Origin of the sequence: Roseimaritima sediminicola (assembly GCF_009618275.1) — a bacterium.
Taxonomy (GTDB): Bacteria; Planctomycetota; Planctomycetia; order Pirellulales; family Pirellulaceae; genus Roseimaritima; species Roseimaritima sediminicola.
Window position 1 is genome coordinate 61585 of the sequence record NZ_WIAD01000008.1, and the last position, 20168, is coordinate 81752.

The following is a 20168-nucleotide window of genomic DNA, read 5'->3' on the forward strand; positions in this document are numbered from 1 at the left end:
AAGCGAGCCGCACGGCGTGGCTCGTGTGCGGCTGACCCAGCCGTTCACCACGAGTATCTCTTTCACACTTTTACGGGAGCCACCGCGATGGCCGGTAAAACGTCCGATTTCTACACCAACGACGACCTCAGCACCTGGGAACGCATCAAAAAAGCCTTCGCCAACGACTGGGAGCAGACCAAGGCGGACTTTGGTTCGAAATCCTCTCGCGATATGGATCAGGATGTTGACGACACGGTCAAACAGATGGCCGGTTCGGACGATGCCTTTGAAAATCGCGAGCAAGCCTTCCGCTTTGGCTACACCGCCCAGCGCCATTACCGCGATACCCACCCGACGTGGAACGACGATCTGGAAACCCGTTTGCGAGCCGATTACGAGGGCGATTACGATGCCGATCGCCACTACATCCGCCACGGCTACGGATACCAGCACAGAGGCTAGGGATCGGGCCATCGAGGGGATGGGCCATTGAGGGGATGGGGAACGGATTTTCGGCTATAATTCGGCACCGACGTCCGGGCGGAACGAGTTCGCTACCGCTCGGCGTCGCTCTCGATTTTTGGTAACCCTGCGCTGGTGGGGCTGCCAGACGGTTTGCAGTCAGCGTTGCTCGCTGCTGTCCGTTTGTTTCCCCCCCTCTCTTTGTTTTTCCTGCCTCTATGAACATAGTCTCTGGTCTTGCAAGACAGATCGGGTTGTCGGTGGCTGCGGCCGCTCTGTTGGTTTCGACCACGACGACCGTCTCGGCCGAACAGCCGTTTACGTTTGAACAGGACGATGTCGTCGCCATCTATGGCAATGGCCTCGCCGACCGCATGCAGCACGACCCCTGGGTCGAAACCGTGCTGCAAAGCCAACTGAAAGACAAAAACCTTCGCTTCCGAAACATGAGTTTTTCGGGCGATATGGTTAATAAGCGTCCACGCAACGAAGGGTTTACCAACGACGAGGAATACCTCAAGCATGTTGCTCCGGACGTGGTGTTTGCTTTTTACGGATACAACGAGTCCTTTGCTGGTGAACAGGGGGCAGCCGCCTATCGACAGGAATTGCGGAAATTGGTCGATCGCTACAGCGAAGCCCGAGCCGAGCAGGGCGAGACGGTGCGGTTCGTGCTGTTCAGCCCGATCGCCTACGAAAACTTCGGCAATCCTCACCTGCCCGATGGCCGCGAGCTGAACCGGAATCTGGCGATCTACACCGAAGCGACTCGAGCGGCGGCGGAACAGACCGGCGCCACGTTCGTGGATCTGTTCACGCCGACGATGCAGCTGTTTCAGTCCAGCTCCGAACAGTACACCCTGAACGGGATTCACTTAAACGGCGACGGCTATCGCCAGTTGGCCCTGATCATCGCCGAGCAATTGCTGGGCAAAGAAGTCGAGATCACGCCGGAGATGCAGCCGGTTTTCGAGGCCATCAACGACAAGAACTGGCATTGGCACAACCGCTACCGGGCGACCGATGGCAACGACATCTGGGGCGGACGTTCGACTCTGACCTTTGTCGACGGACAGAGCAATGCCGAGGTCCTGCAGCATGAACTGGTCATGTTGGATGTGATGACGGCCAATCGCGATCCAGCCATCTGGGCTGCCGCTCGGGGCCAGTCCTACACCGTCGACGACAGCAATGTGCCGCCGCCCATCGAAGTGATTTCGAACGTCGGCGGGGGCAGCAAGAGTTCCAGCGCCGCCAAAGAAGGCAGTGTGGAATACCTCAGCCCCGAAGCGTCGCGCCAGAAGATCAAAGTGCCCGAGGGCTACGAGCTGAACGTGTTCGCCTCCGAGGAGCAGTTCCCGGACTTTGCCAACCCCGTCCAGATGCAGATCGACAGTAAGGGGCGTCTGTGGGCGGCCAGCTGGAATACGTATCCCAAATGGGAACCCGGCAAGGAGATGAACGACAGCCTGATGATCTTCGAGGACGTCGACAATGATGGCCGGGCGGACAAGCGAACGGTTTTCGCCAAGGTTCACAACCCGCTGGGTTTTGAATTCTGGGGCGGGGGCGTTCTGGTCACCTCGGGACCGGATCTGTTGTTCTTGAAGGACACCGATGGCGACGACAAGGCGGACGTGCGCTACCCGATCCTGCAGGGGTTGGGCACGGCCGACACGCATCACGCCGCCAACAATCTGATCTACGGTCCCGACGGCGGCATTTACTGGCAGAGCGGTATTTTCCTGGTGCATAACCACGAAACGCCCTGGCAGCAGAACCTGACGATCGGGGCTTCGGGAATGTACCGCTTCGACCCGCGGACCTTTGCCATCACCCCGCACGCCGGCAACTCGCCCAACCCGCACGGCACCAGCTTTGACCGCTGGGGGTACTGCTACGCCAACGACGGCACGGGCGGTCGCTCGTACCAAGTGCGTCCCGAAGGCAAGGGATTCAAGATGCACAAATTGCTGGAGAAAGAATTTCGCCCGGTGGCCGCCAACGAGGTGCTGTCTTCGACGCACTTCCCGGAAGAGCTGCAGGACGACTTCTTGATCTGCAACACGATCGGCTTCCTGGGCGTCAAGCAGTACGATTTGGATCGCGACGGTAACGGCGCGGACCGCCCGTTCGGACATGTCTGGGGCGAACCCGGGATCGAACTGCTCAACAGCGAAGACCGCAACTTCCGGCCCACCGACGCGGTCGTGGGCGCCGACGGTGCGCTGTACGTTTCCGACTGGCAGAATGTGATCATCGGTCACATGCAGCACAACATCCGCGACCCCAATCGCGATCACTCCCACGGCCGTATCTTCCGCTTGACCGTCAAAGACCGTCCGCTGCAGGAACCGGTCGCGATCGACGGCCAACCGATCGAAGCGCTGCTGGAGAACCTCAAGCATCCGGTCAACGGCGTCCGGCACCGCACGCGTGTGGAATTGAGCGAACGGGATTCCGATGCGGTGATCACCGCGACTCGCAAATGGATGAAGGATTTTGATCCCAACGACGAAACCGAAGCTCATCACTTGCTGGAAGCGCTCTGGCTGCATCAACAGCATCGCGTGCAGGACGAAGCCCTGCTGAACAAGTTGCTCGGTTCGTCGGTGGGCCATGCTGTGGTCGCGGCCAAAACGGTCGAGCATTTCTGGCACAACGTCGATGCAACCGGCTCCAGCGGATTTGAAGCGCCGGCGGAACTGGAATTCGTTGAATTCGAGCCACCGAAGCATCTCAGCCCCGAGGACCAAGAAGTCTACACGGTGGGGTCACAGGTTTATCAACGCGAAAGCCACTGTGCGACCTGTCACCTGCCGCACGGCAAGGGCAGCCCGAACGTGTATCCGTCGCTGGTCGACAGCCCCTGGGTTACGGGCAGCGAAGAGCGGCTGATCAAACTGTCGCTGCATGGCATGTGGGGCAAGATCACGGTCCATGGCAAGACCTACGACCCGGCCCGCGGCGTGCCCCCGATGACGGCTTTCCGTTCACTGCTCAAAGACGATGAACTGGCTGCCGTGTTGACCTTCGTGCGTAACTCCTGGGGCAATCAAGCCTCGCCGGTGCGTCCCGAGACAGTGCGGCGCGTGCGAGAGGAAACCGTCGATCGCACCACGTTCTGGACCCCCGAGGACCTGCTGGCCGAACATCCGATGGATGCCGCTGCGTTGGCCGGATCGGCGGGTGCGGCCGAAGAGTTCTCCAACGAGGCCCTGGAACAGACCCTGCTGAAGGCGGCGCCAGAACAACTGGCCAAGGTGGCTCGAGCCAAGGGCAATGCCAAACGCGGCGAACGATTGTTCTATCAATCTTCGGCGGCCTGTTTCGCTTGCCACAATCCGCCCGGCGGTGCCGCCCGATTGGGACCAGACCTGGCGAAGATGTCGACGGAGCTTTCCGATGCCGATTTGGTCGATTCGATCCTGCGTCCTTCGAAGTTGATCAACAAGGACTTCGCGCAGATCACCGTGCTGACCGTCGATGGCTCGCTGCACACCGGTGTGCGGATTTCGGAGGATGATGACGAACTGGTGCTGCGAAACGTCGCGGATCCGAATCCGATCACGATTAAGCAGGACGACATCGAGGACGTCAGCGAATCCAAGGTCTCGTTGATGCCCGCGAATCTGACGCGGCAATTGCGAAACCGCAAGGAGTTCAACGACTTGATGAAGTACCTCCTGGAACAGCGCGACCGCTAACGCGGGGCTGCCAGGAACCAACGCCGCGCAGCGTGTGTTTTACGACGCCGCTTCACAGCCCACACGGTGGGTGTGAAGCGGCGTTTTTATTTGGCTGTAGCGCTGGCATCTGCCCTTCCGGCGATCAAACGCGGCGATAACAGATCAGGCGTGCACGTTGAGGTAACCGGAACGAGATCACGGAGAGATTCCTCCTGACTCGTTCCTCGCGACCTTCCCAGGAGACGGTTGACACTGCGAGCCGCTGCGGCCGCTTACTGCGTGCTTTCACGCCGCATGCTGGTGCTGCCGACGACGTCGGTGATCGCCAGGTCCAACGCATTGCCGACCCAGCTGACCGAGGCGGCGTCGACCGACACGGTGATCGTGACCATGTCGCCCGGTTCGGCCATGCCCAGCGATTCCGGTTGAACCTCGATCTGTGGATCGGGAATGTTATAAGCCGCCATGACTTCTTCGACTCGCTGGACAACCTCGTCGCGGCTGGCCGTGGGCGTCACCCCGACGCGGGCTCCTTCGCGGCTGGCGTAGGTCGCGGCGTTCTTGACCATCATCAGGCGGCCGATTTCGAACACGCCCAGGATCAGCAAGATCATGACCGGCGCGACCACGGCAAACTCGACCACCGCAGCTCCAGTGCGAAGCTTGGTGCGCCTGGTTCGTTTGGCTCGTCTGGGTTTAGAGGTCGGGAGTATCATCTTCTGGATCCCTTAGTTAACCAACATGACGGGCGTGTACAGAAAGTCGCTAGCGGCCGACTCGCTCGACGCGACGCGAGCCCTGCGAACCATCATCGGAGCCGGTTCGATGATGACCCGTTTCTGGCTCATCCGGCCGGTCAGTTTGACGTCCAGGATCCGCACGCCTGCGAATCGTACGATCGTGTACATCGCGTTGTTGCCGTTGCCGGTAACCTGGCTGAAGATCGGGATCACTCGTTTCTGACCGATGATCGCGGCCAGTTCGTCTTTGACGCCGGCACTGATTCCGGTGTCGCCGTTGAGGAGCAGTTCGCCGTTGGCGTCCAGTTTCAGAGGTTTGTTCAGATCGATCAGGTCCTGTTTGGAGATGCCGTGCAGGATCTGTCGGGAAAGATCGCGGGTGCTGTTGTTGGCGGCGCCGATATCGACGGTGCCGCGATTGCCGGGCGAGCCGGTGCCCTGCGGATAGAGATTGCACTCGTGCAGTCCGTTGGATCCCGAGCGGACGCCGTCGCTGTAGCGAAATTTGTCTTCGGTCTGTCCGGCCAGCACGGCCAGCCAGGTTTCGAGATCAAGTGCAAAGGGCAGGATGTCCAGGGTCTCACCATCGTCCAAGTCGTGAAACCCTTCGATCGATTGCAACATCGCTGCGGTGCTGGTCGCTTCCAAGGGCTGGCTGGCTCGCCCGAGCACCTGACCGAAGTACAGCGGCAGTTCACCGTTGCTTTCCGCGTGGCGGCGCAGAAAAACCCGCACCGCGTTATGTGGCTTGTCACTGTCGGTGGAAAACGTGCGGTCGTAGTAATCGTAGCGCCCCAGTACAAAATCGCTGGAGGCGAGCTGGAGGCCGGATCCGCCAACATCGTTGGCCAGGGAAAATCGCTGGGCCTCCTGCAAACTGGCCTCTTCGGTGTATTGCTCGTCGAGGCCTCGGGTTTGAGCATCGAACAATTCCCAACAACCCGCCAGGGCCGCCGCGTCACAGCTTCGATTCAGCTCCTCCTGTCCGTTGTGGATATGCCGCAGGTCGACGGTCATCCCCAGCAGTATGACGATCACCGCGATGGCGAAAACGCCCAGCACCGCGACGGAACCACGACGCACTCTCCCGCGGCGGTGGGCGAACTCAGGTTTCCTGTTTGGACTTAGCAGAATCATGGCGACGATCTCGATGCATTACTTGTGGTGGAATAGAAAAGGGAGGACAGGGAAGCGGTTATTTGACTGTCAACCGGACCGGGACCAATTCGAACGTCCCGTCGCTGCGGTAAACTCGCACGCACTGCAGCGTCAGACTGGCGACCCGGTTCTTGCCAAACCCCAGATCCACCTCGCGAGCGGACTGATAGGGTGAGTAGCTGCGAAAGTCGCTCTGACCGTCGGCGGGCACACTGAGCAGGTAATCCGGGCCGCCAAACGCACCCCAGGACTGGGACTGGCCATCCTTGATCGCGAACAGAATTCGATCATCGCGAATGGCAAACACATTGGTCCACTGGATCGTGTCACCGTGATGCGACAGCGCCGTGCGTGTCTCGCTGACCGCTTCGTCGACGGTCCGGTCTTCGCGAAACGCTGCCACGCGAAACCCGCCGCCCGCGAACGTGGTATCGGCGGCGTGGTTCAGTTGCACCTGAAAGAAGGCGTCGATCCGATCAGGGTCCGGCGTGACGTAGATCGATAGCTGTGGAGAGTGAAGTTCTGGGTCGGGTTCGTTGAGGACCAGTGTCCAGTCCTCCTCGACCCGAACCCACGGTTCAGACGCCGGAGCGGTCAAAGCACCCGCCGTGGCGGACAGGGCACAGCCCAGCAGCGGAAGCAGAACGGCAGCACGAAGCCGACACCTCGCCATTTCTAGTGAACGTACGCGGTTCATAGGATACCTCGATCAACAGAGAAGGCCCCGAAAAGGACCGCCGGCTGGGTATCGTTTTCTGCATCTACAGCCGTACGGCGTTGGGGGTATCTGAAATCTAGGTCACGATTGCGGCCGCCCGGGCGAAACGGGAATCGAAAAACAAGAAAGGGCGGAATCCTGCGTCGCTACAATCCCTATAAGCCGACCTTGTCCCTAGTGCTGGACGCGGTCGAAGGCGTCGCGGATCGTCTCCAGGGCGTCTCGTTCGGCTTTACTGGTCGAACGGATGCCCAGAAACCCGCCCGCGGCGTCGGCAATCATTTCGGCCTGTCCGACGATCTCACTGCGGAGCACGGAGATCGCGGTACTCGAAAGGGCTTTGCAGATCTCCTCCAAATAATCCAGCCAGAGCGTCATCAACTCGGGCTGCGGCGGTCGCTCCATCCATTGCTCGAGCACTCGCAGGGCGGCCGAACCCTGGGCCATGTTGCGTCTGGCGGCCACGTCCAACAGCACGTCCCGCTCGCCGGGCTGCAGCTCGCCATCACTCCAAGCCACGTGCAGCAGCGGCACCATCCGAAAGGCGGCCAGGGTTTCGGGCGAAACGTCTTGCTGGGTCAATTCAGCCAACAATCCGGTGTCGACAATTCCGGTCGCCTCGCTCAGGGCCCTGGCTTCGTCGGCATACTCGAGATCGTCATGCAGGTCCGACAACAATTGTTTGTCGATCTCCGCAAAGAAACGGTCGTTCAGGTGTTGCTGGGCGGTATGGAACGGATCGCTCATAGTCGAGGCCTTTTGGTGAACGAGAACAGTCATGGAAGCTGGGCGGAGGGACGACGTCAGCATAGCCGGTTTACAAGCGTGGGGCGGGGGGGGAAAATGGCCCCGTCAAAGTTTGCCTGTTAGCAAAAATAAAGGAATGGGGAATGATGGGTCGAACACTGTATCCGCCAGCATCCAAGACGCTGGCAAGCTTGATTGCCAGCCTGTTGACGTGGAGCCTCGCCAGTCCGTTGCTCAGCGAAGCGTACGGACAACTGGCCGCCGAGCAGCGCGAGGCTTTGGCCGAGAACATCCAACAGGCCAAGCAACAACTGGACGCGTCGAAACTGCCTGAATTAAACGCGTCGCAGGCCCAGGTGTTGGAGAACTTCGAAGCCCTCCAGCAGTACCTTCGTCAGAACACGTCGGAGGAAAACCGCCAAGCGTGGCTGGACTATTTGAATGCGGAACCGCTGCTGGAAGCCATTCGCCAGGACGCGCCTCCCGCCCAACAGGGACGTTTGGCCCGTGATCTGCAATTCCGCATGACCCGTAATTTTGCCGGCCTGGACATGCGGTCGATGCGGCGGCTGCGGCGCTCGCTGCGGCAGTTGCAGTCGGCGGTCCGGTTTCGGCGTCCCGAGCGGACGATCGAGCAACTGCAACAGCAACTGGACCGCTTGGCCCAGCGGGTTCGCGAAATGGACGACGTCCCCTCGGCCGATGACGCGGCCGCTGTCTCGGTCGTTCTGGAACTGTTGGAAGCGGCCGGTCAAGAGGAAGCCATGGCGCCGATCGTCCGCAGTCGGTTTTCGCATCCCAACATTCGCCTGATGATTGGCGAGGGCTTGGTCCAACAGTTCGCCTCGCGGCCCATCAACCGCACCCAACCGGTCAACGACTGCATCCTCGGAACGCGTATCCGCGGACAGGCGACCCTCCACGGTGCGGTCCAAGCCCAGTTGATTCCCTCCTACGATACGATCCGTATCCAGCTTTCGATGCACGGTAATTTTGCCGCTCGCAACGTCGGCTACAACGGACCGGTCACGGTCAACACGGTTGCCAACGGCAACGTCTCGGCCACGCGAACGCTGTTGGTCAGCGAACAAGGGATCTCTCTGGAACCCACCTATGCCCAGGCGAATCTGAATTCCAATATCACCAACATCAATCACCATTTGAAGTTGGTTCGAAAGATCGCCGCCCGACGCGCCGCAGAGCAAAAACCCAAGGCCGAACAGATCTCGGTGCGAAAGTTACAGCAGCAGGTCGGCAGCGAGTTCGATCGCGAGACCTCGCAGTACGCCGGCCGTTCGTTGGACCTGCCCCTAGAGGATCTCGAACGGGTGTTTGGACGCTTGGACGTCTCGGTCCCCAGCCGCCAGCTGTATGCCAGCGAAGAGTTTATCTACGTCGATATGCGGCAGGCCGAGGAAGACCAGGTCTTGGCCCTGAACGCACCGCCGGGGTTGACGCCCGATATGTTTATCGGAGCCCAGTTCCACGAGTCGGCGATCGATAACGTCGCGTCTCGTGTCTTGGCCGGCCGGACGATGACGCGCAAGCAGCTCGAATCGCTGCTCGGAAACCTCCAGCCCAAAGACGGGGCCACCCGGCCCGAACCGTTCATCGTGCCGGCCGCCAGCGAAGATGCTGCGGGCGATGCCGCCGACGTACCCGAAGACGCCGACGAACCGTTCGAAATCGATTTCGCCTCCTTCCGCCCGCTGATCTTCGAAGCTCGCGACGACACCGTCCGGGTGGGCGTTCGCGGCACGCGGTTCAGCCAAGGCGGCCGCGAACTGGACCGAGCGGTGGAGATCACGGCTGTCTACCGGCCGACCTACTTCCAGGACAAGATCTACTTGCTGCGCCAAGGCGATGTGGAAGTGAACTACCCCGGACGCGGCCGTTTGAGCGTCTCGCAAGTGGCGATCCGCCGCAACATTCAAATCGCGTTCCGGGATGCCTTCCCCAAAGCCATTCTTAACCGCCCGGTGAAAATCCCCAGGCAGCAGAGCAGCGACATGCTGGTTTATCCCCGCAGCATCACCGCCCGCGATGGATGGTTGTCGGTAGGACTTCGCTAACCAGTGGCATAGGCTTCTAGCCTGTGAACAGTAGCACGGCTGTCCCAGCCGTAAATCAAGACAGGTCTCGGCTGGGACAGCCGAGCAACTCTCAGTGGCATAGGCTTCTAGCCTGTGAACAGTAGCACGGCTGTCCCAGCCGTAAATCAAGACAGGTCTCGGCTGGGACAGCCGAGCTAAGCACGTCGCAACATTTGATTCGGCTCTACTCTCCCACTGGGAGAGTCGGGCTCTTAGGCCCGGAGAGGGTTTTCGTAGGGCCCTCCCCGGGCCTAAGAGCCCGACCCTCCCGCTGCGCGGGAGGGTGTTGTCGCGGGGTTTCACCGAAAGATTCATGCCGACGTGCTTACGATTTAAGGGCATCGGCTTCCAGCCTGTCAGCAGTAGCCTACCCTCACTTCCCGGCGCGGTCCCGAAAACCGCGTTCGGTGGCGACGGGATCGGCGTCGTCCCAGCGAGTCAACCATTGCCGCAGCGCGTCTTGCAAACGCTTTCTCTCCTCACTCAGTTCCTCGTCGTCAAACCGATTGATTAATTCTTCGGGATCGCGTTGCCGATCGTAGAGGGCCCACTCGGGCCGCGTGAAGAATCGGTCGACCAACGCATCGTCCGCGTCCGTAGAGGTTTGTTCTGCCGCGAGAGCCCAGGAGAGCGCGACGTTCCGGGCGTTGGCCACCTTGCCGCTGCGGCGATATTCCAGTGCCGCCGTCAACGTCGTATTCGAGGTGATCTCTTCGTCGTGTCGGGGCGACCAGATCAGCGAGTATTGGGCATCACGCACTGACCGAATCGGAAAGACTCGCGTGCGGTTGTCGATGATGTTGCAATTGGTGAACGCGCCAAAAGCGTACCGGTGGATGGTTTGATCGCCCCCGGTCAAATTGATCCACTGGCTACGCCCGTCGAAATCGTCGCTGGACGGTTCGCCGCCGCAGGCCTGCAGAATGGTGGGAGCGAAATCTGCCAACCACATCAGTTGGTCGCACTGGGTGCCCGCAGGAATGACGTCCGGCAATGCGACCATGACCCCGGTTGCTAGACCATCATCAAAGCAGGTCCATTTGGAAAACGGAAACGCGTTGCCCTGCTCGCTGCAAAACAGCACCAGGGTGTTGCGTTCCAGTTGTTCTTCGCGGAGCATCGCCCGCAAGCGGCCCAGCAAGCGGTCAAGGTTGGTGACTTCGGCGTAGTGCTGGATCAATCGTTGTCGGTACTGCGGGGTGTCCACGCTGCCGGCAGGCAAAGGCAGTGCCTGGGCGTCATAAGCACTGGGATCGCCTGTTGTGTAAGGTGAGTGCCCATCGTGCGCGGCGACGACCAGGCAAAACGGTTGGTCCGCCGTGCGAGCCTCGGTGATGTATCGACGGGCTTGTCGAACCGCCGCCGCGTTGCTGTCCTTCTTGCCCGGCAAACTCCCTACACGGTCGAAGGGATACGCCGAAGGGGGACCAATGTGCTGTTTGCCCAGCAGGCCGACGCGGTAGCCGAGTGGTCTCAGATAGTGCGGTAGGCTGCGCGTTCCCTCGACCGATTTCGAATGGTTCGGCATCGCGCGCGTTCGCCACACACTGCGGCCGCTGTACAGTTCCTGTCGAAACGGTGCGCACATCGCAACGTTGCAGTACACGCGGTCCAGACGCATGCCTTCCTTGGCCAAGCGTTCCAGATGAGGCGTGTGGACCGGGCCGCCCCACACGCCCAGCGAGTCGCGATCGATATCGTCGCCCAGCAGAATCAGGATGTTGGGGCGGTCCGGTTCAGCGGCCGCCGCGCCGGTCCTCTCGCCGGCCAGCCATCCAAGACTCAGAACCAGCACGCACGCGACGCCGCGGAGCCCGGATTGCCAACCAACCATAGGTTTCACCCAAATCGATCTGCTAGGAATTTCCACCGCCCGCGCCGTCCGCGGCCGGCGTGGGATCATTCAGCGCAGACCAGTGCCGCGCTTACTCGATAGGCACAGTGTAACTGATCGCACCGATCGGTTCGCCCGGTTTTGCATCCTCGTAGTGAGGGTGACACATCACGCACTTGTCCAGCACGACGGGCACGGCGGTCAGGGCTCGCAAATAGGCTCTGCCGTCCTGCATCACGACTTCGTCGACGGACTTCTCGCCGGCCTTCAACTGCTTGATACCTTGTTTTTCGAACTCGTCCTTGGCGACGTTGTCCGATTCATAGGGGTCGCCCGTAGCGTCGATCAGACGAAAGGTATTGTCGCTGGAATCGGAAAGTTTTTTAAACAGCAGGACCGCGGCGCTACCGGCCGGGAAATCGTCGTCATCATGCACGTATTTGTCGGTCACCATAACGATGGTCTGCTTGAAAACGTTGTCGAGCAACTCGACCGTCTTGCGGGATCGTTCGACGGCCTTCTCGCTGGGCTGCCCCGCGGCGCCGGCCGGCGAAGCCCCAGCGTCCTGTGCCGCAACGGTGCCGGCAACGGGCGGGCCGACGGCAACAATGCCGACTGCGAGGACGAGTACCGAGCTGAAAATCGAAATCAGACGCTTCACAGTAACGCTCCTTAGAAAGACCAAGATTGTTCGAACCGGCTGCGTTCGGTCCATCGGTTCCTGAGCCATTGTGTCCAGCCCCCGATGCCGCGGGCTCGCTCTACAACGAACCCAACAACGTCAGCCACGCGAAGCGGCTATTGTGCACCCGTGGGAGTAGTTTTGCAAGCTCGCCGAGGACGGCTAGGGGATCTCGCCAACCGACCAACCAAATGCCGAATTTCGTAAACTCGAAGCACGTCGCAACATTTAATTAGGCTTTACTCTCCCACTGGGGGAGTCGGGCTCTTGGGCCCGGAGAGGGTTTTCGTAGGGCCCTCCCCGGGCCTAAGAGCCCGACCCTCCCGCTGCGCGGGAGGGTGTTGTCGCGGGGTTTCACCTAAAGATTCATGCCGACGTGCTTAGAGGTCCGCAATCGTTGTGAGCCACGCCGAGACGATCAGCAACGTGCTGCAAGTTTGTGGCGGTTGCCGACGCACGCTCTGGAAGAAAAGGTCGACGGCGCGAACCTGGGCATTTTGTTTGGCGACTTACATTCCCTTCAGTTGCAAAATCGTGGCAGTTTTTTGCAGGAGCCGATGACAGGTCAATGGCGGACACTACCTGAATGGATTCAGCTTCGTGTGGATCGACTGTTCGACGTGCTTGCCAAAGCTGGCGTCGAAGTGGTCCCGTTCATCGCGGAAGGATGTATGTCTTTGAAATAAGTTGTCGCAAAGCTGGGCGACAGCAAGTTCGGTGATACGCCGGCTGAAGGATTATACCTTCGTACCGAAGTCGGTTCATCAATCCGTCAGCTTACTGTCCGGAAGGCTCGGCCGACCGGTGGCGATCGCGTGCAAAGCGGCGGAGGACGACATAGAAAACGGGGGTCAGGAACAAACCGCAGATGGTCACCCCGATCATTCCTGAGAAGACCGCGGTACCGAGCGAGCGACGCATCTCGCTGCCCGCCCCGGTTGAAATGACCAACGGAACCACACCCAGAATAAACGCGATCGACGTCATCAGAATGGGCCGCAATCGCAGCTTCGCCGCGGCGATCGCTGCGGCGAATCGATCCTTGCCGGTGTCCTCCTCCTGTTTGGCGAATTCCACGATCAGGATGGCGTTCTTACAAGCCAGAGCGACCAGCACAATAAATCCGATCTGGGTCAGGATGTTGTTGTCCATCCCGGCGATCCAGACGCCCGTGATCGCGAACAACAGCCCCATCGGAACGATCAAGATGACGGCCAAAGGCAAAAGCCAACTCTCGTACTGGGCCGACAGCGCCAGGAACACGAACAACACGCACAGCGGAAAGATAATCAACGCCGTGTTGCCGGCTTGCTTCTCTTGATATGAGAGGTCCGTCCATTCATAGCCGAAGCCTTCGGGCAGATGCTTTTCCGCAATCCGTTCCATCAACGCCATCGCTTCGCCGGTGCTGACGCCGGGCATCGCCGACCCGCTGATGTCGGCCGCCGGATAGAGGTTGTAACGCACGATGCGGTCCGGTGCGGTCCGCCGCTGCATCTGCAGCAGCGAGCCCAGCGGCACGATGGCCCCGGTGGTGCTGCGGGTACGCAGGTTGGTGATGTCATCGATGTCCTCGCGGAACTGGGCCTCGGCCTGAGCGGTGACACGGTAGGTACGGCCCAGGTAGTTGAAATCGTTGATATATAGACTGCCCAGGGCCGTCTGCAGGGTGCTGAAGACGTTCGAAAGCGGCACGTCCAGAAGTTCGGCTTTGGTCCGATCAATATCGGCATACAGCTGCGGGGTGTTGGTCCGGAACGTGGAGTAGACCATGGCGGTGCGCGGATCGGCCATCGCCTCGCCGGCAATCGTTTGCGCCAGTTGCTGCAGTTGTTCGACGCCCGCACCGCTGCGGTCTTGAATCTGCATCTTGAAACCGCCGCCGGTGCCGATCCCCGGGACCGGCGGGGGCGGGATGACCAGCACTTGTGCCGAATCGATGCCAGCGGTCCGCTTGCGAAGTTCGGCGAGGATAAAGTCCATCGAATGCCCGGCTTCGGCGCGCTCTGCCGCGTCGGCAAACGTCACGAACAGGGCCGCGGCGTTGGAGCTGTTGGTTCGCGTCGCGCCACTGAAGCCGACGATACCGACGACGTGTCCCACACCGGGGACTTCTTCGGCGACCTGAGTTAATTGTTCGACCACCTCGGAGGTGCGGCGCAGCGACGCCCCCGGCGGCAGTTCGACACTGACCACGCCATAGCCTTGGTCCTGGGGCGGAATAAATCCACCGGGCACCGTCACGAAACCCCAGTACGTCAGGGCCAACAAGCCGGCATACAGCAGCATCCCGATTAAGCTGACACGAACCAGCCGCGAAACGATGCCCACATAGACCGATTGGGTGCGATCGAACATCCAGTTAAAACCGGCGAAGAACCAACGCGACGGCGCCGTGATTACGCGGCCCAACCCGGGAGCAAACGAACCCAGGCTGCGTTTGCCCTTGCCCGCTTTCTTCGTCACAACCGCGTCTCTCGCCGCACCCTCGCCCACTTTCTTGGAGGGTCGCAGCAGCAACGCGCACATCGCCGGCGACAGCGACAGGGAAACGATCAACGAGATCGTCGTCGAAACGGCAATCGTAATCGCGAACTGGCGATAGAACTCGCCGGTGATCCCCGGGATCAGGGCCGTGGGAACAAAGACGGAAATCAGCACGACGGTCGCGGCGACCAGTGCCGATCCGACCTCGCTCATCGCCCGGTGGGTGGCTTCGTTGGGCGTTTTACCCCGTTCGATCCAGTGTTCGACGTTCTCGACGACCACAATCGCATCGTCCACAACGATCCCGATCGCCAACACCAGTCCGAACAAAGAAAGCTGGTTCAGGCTGAAGCCGAAGGCGAACAGGACGGCGAACGTGCCGATCAAGGAAACCGGAATCGCGACCACCGGAATGATGGTGGCCCGCCACTTTTGCAGAAACAGGAACACCGTCAGGACCACCAAGATCGTTGCTTCGAACAGGGTCTTGATGACTTCGTCCAGCGACTGTTCGACAAACTCGGTCGGATTGTAAGCGATGTCGTGGGCCAAACCTTGGGGGAAATCGCGGCTCAATTCCTCCATCAGATCGACCACGCGGGCGGCCGTTGCCACGGCGTTGGAACCGGGGCGTTGGAAGACCGCAATGCCCACCGCCTCCTGGCCATCGAGGTAGCTTTCGCTGGAGTAGTCCTGGGCGCCCAATTCGATCCGGGCCACGTCCTCCAGCCGCACCAGACCGGTTCCGCTGCCGCGTTTGACCACGATCTGTTCGAAATCGGCGACCGTCTGCAGACGCCCCTGCGTGCTGATGTTTAATTGAAAGGCGCCTTGGGCCGATTCGTTGGGCGGTTGTCCGATGGCACCGGCCGCCACCTGGACGTTTTGCTCGCGAAGTGCCGCGACGACATCGCCAGTGGTCAGATTCAACGTAGCCAGCCGATCGGTGTCCAACCAAATCCGCATCGCGTACTCGCGAGATCCGAAGATCTGCACATCGCCCACGCCATCCTGACGCGCGATCACATCCTTCAGGCGGAGCAGGACGTAGTTGCTGGCGTACAGCGAATCCCGTGATCCATCGGGAGAGAACAGATGAATCACCATCAGGATGTCTGGCGAACTCTTCTGCACCGTCACCCCGACGCGGCGGACCTCCTCGGGCAACCTCGGTTCCGCCAACGAGACCCGGTTCTGTACCAGGACCTGGGCTTCATCCAGGTCGGTGCCCTTCTCGAACGTCACGGTCAACGTCATCGTTCCATCGGCGGTCGAAGACGATTCCATGTACAACATGTCGTCGACGCCGTTGACCTCTTGTTCGATCGGTGTGGCGACGGTTTGCGCGATCGTCTCGGCCGTCGCCCCGCTGTAGCTGGCCCGCACGACGACCGTCGGCAGCGCGATCTCGGGATACTGCGCGACCGGCAGCAGGAAATAGGAGATGGCCCCGAGAATCACGATCACGATCGAGATCACGGTGGCAAAAATGGGCCGGTTGATGAAGAAGTGCATCAGGACGCGGCCTCGGACGCTGCGGTCTCAGTCGAACCAGCTTCAGGCGGCCCCGATTCAGGCGAACCCGATTCAGGCGAACCCGATTCAGACGGCCCCGATTCAGTCGAATCGGCTTCGGCGGGCACCGCCGGCTCGGCTTCGCGCACATTCATCTGGCTGCGATCGACTTCGATGTCCACCGGTTGGGGATCGATCTCCAGCCCCTCACGCACCTGTTGCAGGCTGCCCATAACGACGCGATCCTCGGCGGAGACACCGTCGTAGACGATTCGCAAGCCGAGCGCGCGCGAGCCGGTTTGGACCAGGCGTGAATGCACCACGTTCTGCTGGTCGACGACAAAGACGGCCTGTTGGGATTGATCCGCCCGGATCACCTCGTCGGGCAATAGCAGGGCTTCGAAGGGCGGCGTCTCGGCCAGCCGGATCTTGCCGAACATGCCCGCACTGAGCATCGCGTTTTGGTTGTCGAACACGGCCCGCGCGGTCATCGTCGCGGTTTGCGGATCGAAGCGATTGTCCACGAAATCCAGGTATCCCTGATGCGGGTATCCCTGTTCATCCGCCAACTGCAGGTAGACCGGATACCGGACTTCGCGAGCACTCTGGCGTTTGCCTGCCTGCATCAACCGTCTGAAGCGCAAAACCTGCTGTTCACTGGCGTCGAACACAAAGTACATCGGATCCAGCGAGACGATGGTCGAGAGCACCATCGATTGTTCGTTGCCGCCGCTGACCAGGTTGCCTTCGGTAATATTGATCCGGCCGATTCGGCCTTCGACCGGGGCGACGATTCGCGTGTACTGAAGATCCAGTTCGGCTTCGTCCAGCGCGGCTTCGCCCGTAACAATACTGGCCTTGGCGGTTGCGATCGCCGCCTGGGCCGCCGAGATGGCCGCTACGGCGCTCTGCAGCTGGGCCTTGGCTTTCAAGTGCTCGTTACGCGCCCGATCAAAGTCGGATTTCGAAACGGCGTTCTGCCGCTGCAGCTGGGTCATCCGGTCCAGTTCGCTCTTGGCAAACTCCAGATTCGACTCCGCGACCAGGCGGTCGGCCTGGGCCGTTTCCAGTTGAGCCTGGGATTGCTGTTGGCGGGCCTTGGCCTCCTCCAGCTTGGCCTCGGCGATCGCTTTGGCAGCTTCAAAGGGCCGGGGATCGATGACGAACAGCAGGTCGCCCTCTTCGACCAGTTGCCCCTCTTCAAACTCCACCGACTGCAGGTAGCCGCTGACTCGCGATCGGACTTCCACAAAGTCGACCGCCTGCAAGCGGCCGGTGAACTCGGCCCATTCGACCACCGTTTCGGTGACAGGCTTGGCGACCCGCACCGGCGGGGCGGGCGGCGGACCGGCGGCGCCGGTCGCTGGGGTGGGCGAGTCCGATTTGCAGCCGACCACGACGAGTACCAATAGTGCTGCCAGCCAACGCTGGCCTGCTCGCCGGCGGCGCGGCTTTCTCCGTATAGTCAATCTGACACCCTGGCTGAATGAAAAGCGGATAAGTTCCGGCTCGAAACCGTCTAAGCACGTCGGCATAAATCTTTCGGTGAAACCCCGCGACAACACCCTCCCGCGCAGCGGGAGGGTAAAGCCGAATTAAATGTTTTGACGTGCTTAGGATACAGCCGAAGCGGCGATGCATGGAAGTGCCCGGCCGCAGACGGGCTGCGGCCGGTGCCCAGCCGGGCTGTCGATTTGCCGGGCTGTCGGTTGATTGAGCCGTTAGGCGATAGCCTCGGTTTCGTCGCCGCAATCGCGGGGCTATCGCCCTAGCCGGCTCGGCGAAGCGATGCGATGCGCTTGCGGCTAAATCGAAAGTTGCGCAGTATCGCGGGTTCCCAAAACACGGACTATTCACACATCACGCTCGGCGGCGTAGCGTCACGCTCGGCGGCCGAGCGGCGTGCTCAGCGGCGTAGCTTGAAACCGATCAGGACGCCCAGACCGAAGCACCAGGCGGCGGCCACGTCCGGTTTCTGTTTCGCGTAATCCCGGAGCCGGGTGTACAGGTCCTGGGCGGGTTCAGCCACGAAATGGGTGCTGCACTGCCGGGCCGCGGCGGTGGCCTGTTCGGCGGCCGACTGGGCGGCGGCCGAGAGCTTTTCACGAGCGACTTCGCCGTACTCGCCCATCTTGCTGGATTCGTCGGTCTGGGGATTCAGGGGAGGAGAGGAGGGTTTATTCATCGAAACAGTTCCTTGTACTGCAGGGGATTAACGATCGGACGAGACTTGAAAACGGCTGTGGAAGGATTCGCGGCGTAGCAGGTTCCGTGGCGACGTGTCGGGCGCGAGCAGCGTGGCTTTGATCCAGCGCAGGTTTTCCGCCAGTTCGCGTTTGGGTTCGTCCAGCAAGGCCAGGGCTCGCTTCAGGGCGGTGACCCCGACCCAACCCAGGATGCCGGCGACCAGCAAAAAAACGACGGCCGACGTCAGCATCGACACACTCAGCGGCCACTCGGCGACCTCGTGAATGCCCCAGCCGGCGGCCAGGATCAACACCGTCACGACGCTCAGGCCGATCACCGCGGCGATGCCCAGCAGGACCGAAGCCTTGACGACTTTGCGCACCGCTTCCTGGCTATCGACCGCAAACAATTGCATTTGCAGTTCGAACAGGTCGCTGACGTCACGCGCCACTCGCTTGAATCCAGATTCGTTGTTCATGATATTTCCGTAGGTGGTTAGCGGCGTTTGACGATCCAGCCGAGGACGAGGCCCAGGGTTGCCGCGGCCGCCACGGCCGCCACCGGATGCTCTCCGATGATGCGCTGGACCAGGGACGCGGAGTCCTCGCGTTGACGGTGCCGACGGATTACCGCAGGGTCTTCTTGCCGAGCGGCCTGGGCATGAGCGGCCTGGGCATAACGTTGGGCGTGTTGTTCCATGGGTGCGATCATTGCGGTTTCATCATCTGTGACAGGCGTTGACTGGCCATATTGGTTGCGGAGCGAAGGGCGACGGTCATCAGCGCGCTGACCACGCCGGTCATCATCGAGCGTTTTTTGGGCGCGGCGGTCTCCAGCCGCACGGTCCGGTCCGGTCCGGAATCGTTGTTCAGTCGATAGGTGCCGTCGGAGCTGGATTTGGACTTGGGAACCAGCACGTAGGCGGCCGCGGCAACGGCCGGCAGGACGATCGCCGGATGCTTGCGGACGTAGTGCTTCCAGTCGGTCAGGTTCCGGACTTCGTTGCGCGCCTCGTCCACGCTGTAGGGCAATTCGTTGCGGATCTCTTGCATCCGCTGACGAATCGCCTCGGACTGCTTCTTGGTCGCCGTGGTACTCACTGCGGGGGCTCGTGGGCTGGGAGAAGGTGGGCTGGAAGAAGGAAAAAAAGGAAAACGCCGCGTGGGCCGCTAGCGTCCTCGCCGGTTCAGCAACAGGCAGGCACCGGCCAGAACGCCGACGCCAAAAGCCACCGCCAACGACTCGGTCGGCCGCTCGCGAACGGTCCGCACCAGTTTGCGAGACAGGTCGTTGCCCATCGCGGCCGCCCGCTGGTAACCGTCGCGAGCAAGCGCCGCCGCTTCGTCGGCATACTGCTGGGCCGCTTGCTGAGCCGCTTCGGCGTAGTCCTGGGTACTGCTGGTGGCCCGATGCATCATGCGCTCCTGTTCGTCGACGATCGTGGAAAGCAGCACTTCGATTTCGCGGCGGGCGGCCCCGGTCTTCTTGTGAATGGTCTCAACCAACTGCTCGGGCGATCCCGCGGCATGCTGGAAGTCGCCATCGGTCAGCTCCTGCCAATGCTGCTGCAGTCGCTGTTTGAGATCGTTCCATCGGGCTTGCAGTTCTTGTTTGGTGGACATCGCTTTGTGCTTGCTCACAGGTTACTGGGGTCGATTTCATTCACTACCAAGGTCGGTTCACATCCCGGCGGATAGCCAGCCACCGCTGGCCTGCCGTCGCGGAGATGATTCCTAATGCCCGTCATTTTCTTGACCATCTTGGGTGTTTGCAAACTGGCTAGTTTAGTTCCGAGGCAAGAGCAAGCGGGGAGCAAACGCCGTGCCAAAGACTGGTTGCCGGCGGTTGGACGCGCCGGTTTGGTCGCCCTGACG

17 protein-coding genes are annotated in these 20168 nt (G+C 60.9%); 4 read left to right on the plus strand and 13 right to left on the minus strand.

Annotated elements, in window-relative coordinates; translation table 11 throughout:
* The first annotated feature begins 87 nt into the window (after positions 1 to 87).
* Together GE027_RS06665 and GE027_RS06670 are read left to right on the plus strand one after the other, a co-directional pair.
* Positions 88 to 444, plus strand: a complete 357-nt coding sequence (locus GE027_RS06665) for a hypothetical protein (protein ID WP_153556405.1) — start codon at positions 88 to 90, stop codon at positions 442 to 444.
* Between the two features lie 218 nt (positions 445 to 662).
* The gene (locus GE027_RS06670; protein WP_153556406.1) at positions 663 to 4151 is read left to right on the plus strand and encodes a PVC-type heme-binding CxxCH protein; all 3489 of its coding nucleotides are present in this window, start codon (positions 663 to 665) and stop codon (positions 4149 to 4151) included.
* 254 nt (positions 4152 to 4405) lie between these two features.
* Here the strand turns inward: GE027_RS06670 and GE027_RS06675 are convergent, their stop codons facing one another.
* The 4 genes from GE027_RS06675 to GE027_RS06690 form a co-directional block, all read right to left on the minus strand.
* On the minus strand, positions 4406 to 4777 hold the full coding sequence (locus GE027_RS06675; RefSeq protein ID WP_162006604.1) for a TadE family protein: 372 nt from the start codon (positions 4775 to 4777) through the stop codon (positions 4406 to 4408).
* Between the two features lie 84 nt (positions 4778 to 4861).
* Complete coding sequence (locus GE027_RS06680; RefSeq protein WP_162006605.1) at positions 4862 to 5956, minus strand: TadG family pilus assembly protein; 1095 nt, start codon at positions 5954 to 5956, stop codon at positions 4862 to 4864.
* A gap of 112 nt (positions 5957 to 6068) precedes the next feature.
* A complete protein-coding gene (locus GE027_RS06685) occupies positions 6069 to 6728 on the minus strand; it encodes a hypothetical protein (RefSeq protein ID WP_153556409.1) in 660 nt (219 codons plus the stop codon).
* Between the two features lie 195 nt (positions 6729 to 6923).
* Complete coding sequence (locus tag GE027_RS06690) at positions 6924 to 7496, minus strand: tellurite resistance TerB family protein (RefSeq protein WP_153556410.1); 573 nt, start codon at positions 7494 to 7496, stop codon at positions 6924 to 6926.
* A gap of 143 nt (positions 7497 to 7639) precedes the next feature.
* Here GE027_RS06690 and GE027_RS06695 point away from each other — a divergent pair, with 143 nt between their 5' ends.
* The gene (locus tag GE027_RS06695; RefSeq protein WP_153556411.1) at positions 7640 to 9568 is read left to right on the plus strand and encodes a hypothetical protein; all 1929 of its coding nucleotides are present in this window, start codon (positions 7640 to 7642) and stop codon (positions 9566 to 9568) included.
* Between the two features lie 394 nt (positions 9569 to 9962).
* Here GE027_RS06695 and GE027_RS06700 read toward each other — a convergent pair whose 3' ends face one another.
* Together GE027_RS06700 and GE027_RS06705 are read right to left on the minus strand one after the other, a co-directional pair.
* Entirely contained in the window at positions 9963 to 11423 is a 1461-nt protein-coding gene (locus GE027_RS06700; RefSeq protein ID WP_162006606.1) for a sulfatase family protein, read from the minus strand.
* 91 nt (positions 11424 to 11514) lie between these two features.
* Positions 11515 to 12084: a c-type heme family protein gene (locus tag GE027_RS06705; RefSeq protein ID WP_162006607.1), complete on the minus strand. Its 570-nt coding sequence runs from the start codon at positions 12082 to 12084 to the stop codon at positions 11515 to 11517.
* 389 nt (positions 12085 to 12473) lie between these two features.
* Between GE027_RS06705 and GE027_RS06710 the strand changes: the two genes are divergently transcribed.
* Positions 12474 to 12791, plus strand: a complete 318-nt coding sequence (locus tag GE027_RS06710) for an RNA ligase family protein (RefSeq protein ID WP_153556414.1) — start codon at positions 12474 to 12476, stop codon at positions 12789 to 12791.
* 91 nt (positions 12792 to 12882) lie between these two features.
* Here the strand turns inward: GE027_RS06710 and GE027_RS06715 are convergent, their stop codons facing one another.
* The 7 genes from GE027_RS06715 to GE027_RS06745 all read right to left on the minus strand — a co-directional run bounded on the left by GE027_RS06715 (position 12883) and on the right by GE027_RS06745 (position 19916).
* Positions 12883 to 16107 carry an efflux RND transporter permease subunit gene (locus GE027_RS06715; RefSeq protein WP_153556415.1) on the minus strand — a complete coding sequence of 1075 codons (3225 nt, stop codon included), beginning with the start codon at positions 16105 to 16107 and terminating at the stop codon, positions 12883 to 12885.
* Positions 16107 to 17504: an efflux RND transporter periplasmic adaptor subunit gene (locus tag GE027_RS06720; RefSeq protein ID WP_162006608.1), complete on the minus strand. Its 1398-nt coding sequence runs from the start codon at positions 17502 to 17504 to the stop codon at positions 16107 to 16109. Before GE027_RS06720 ends, GE027_RS06715 begins: the two co-directional genes overlap by 1 nt.
* 509 nt (positions 17505 to 18013) lie before the next feature.
* Complete coding sequence (locus GE027_RS06725; protein WP_237607350.1) at positions 18014 to 18292, minus strand: hypothetical protein; 279 nt, start codon at positions 18290 to 18292, stop codon at positions 18014 to 18016.
* A 27-nt stretch (positions 18293 to 18319) separates the two neighbouring features.
* Positions 18320 to 18772, minus strand: a complete 453-nt coding sequence (locus GE027_RS06730; protein ID WP_153556417.1) for a phage holin family protein — start codon at positions 18770 to 18772, stop codon at positions 18320 to 18322.
* A 17-nt stretch (positions 18773 to 18789) separates the two neighbouring features.
* Complete coding sequence (locus GE027_RS06735; protein WP_153556418.1) at positions 18790 to 19005, minus strand: hypothetical protein; 216 nt, start codon at positions 19003 to 19005, stop codon at positions 18790 to 18792.
* A complete protein-coding gene (locus tag GE027_RS06740) occupies positions 19002 to 19394 on the minus strand; it encodes a hypothetical protein (protein ID WP_153556419.1) in 393 nt (130 codons plus the stop codon). The genes GE027_RS06735 and GE027_RS06740 overlap by 4 nt, the downstream gene beginning before the upstream one ends.
* A gap of 69 nt (positions 19395 to 19463) precedes the next feature.
* Complete coding sequence (locus tag GE027_RS06745) at positions 19464 to 19916, minus strand: CsbD family protein (protein WP_153556420.1); 453 nt, start codon at positions 19914 to 19916, stop codon at positions 19464 to 19466.
* Positions 19917 to 20168 lie beyond the last annotated feature (252 nt).

What these genes read in the sequence shown, in the direction of transcription:
- GE027_RS06670 (WP_153556406.1), top strand. Translation starts at nt 663, where the DNA reads ATGAACATAGTCTCTGGTCTTGCAAGACAGATCGGGTTGTCGGTGGCT.
- GE027_RS06695 (WP_153556411.1), top strand. Translation starts at nt 7,640, where the DNA reads ATGATGGGTCGAACACTGTATCCGCCAGCATCCAAGACGCTGGCAAGC.
- GE027_RS06665 (WP_153556405.1), top strand. Translation starts at nt 88, where the DNA reads ATGGCCGGTAAAACGTCCGATTTCTACACCAACGACGACCTCAGCACC.
- GE027_RS06685 (WP_153556409.1), bottom strand. Translation starts at nt 6,728, where the DNA reads ATGAACCGCGTACGTTCACTAGAAATGGCGAGGTGTCGGCTTCGTGCT.
- GE027_RS06710 (WP_153556414.1), top strand. Translation starts at nt 12,474, where the DNA reads ATGCCGACGTGCTTAGAGGTCCGCAATCGTTGTGAGCCACGCCGAGAC.
- GE027_RS06725 (WP_237607350.1), bottom strand. Translation starts at nt 18,292, where the DNA reads ATGAATAAACCCTCCTCTCCTCCCCTGAATCCCCAGACCGACGAATCC.
- GE027_RS06745 (WP_153556420.1), bottom strand. Translation starts at nt 19,916, where the DNA reads ATGTCCACCAAACAAGAACTGCAAGCCCGATGGAACGATCTCAAACAG.
- GE027_RS06690 (WP_153556410.1), bottom strand. Translation starts at nt 7,496, where the DNA reads ATGAGCGATCCGTTCCATACCGCCCAGCAACACCTGAACGACCGTTTC.
- GE027_RS06730 (WP_153556417.1), bottom strand. Translation starts at nt 18,772, where the DNA reads ATGAACAACGAATCTGGATTCAAGCGAGTGGCGCGTGACGTCAGCGAC.
- GE027_RS06735 (WP_153556418.1), bottom strand. Translation starts at nt 19,005, where the DNA reads ATGATCGCACCCATGGAACAACACGCCCAACGTTATGCCCAGGCCGCT.
- GE027_RS06700 (WP_162006606.1), bottom strand. Translation starts at nt 11,423, where the DNA reads ATGGTTGGTTGGCAATCCGGGCTCCGCGGCGTCGCGTGCGTGCTGGTT.
- GE027_RS06715 (WP_153556415.1), bottom strand. Translation starts at nt 16,107, where the DNA reads ATGCACTTCTTCATCAACCGGCCCATTTTTGCCACCGTGATCTCGATC.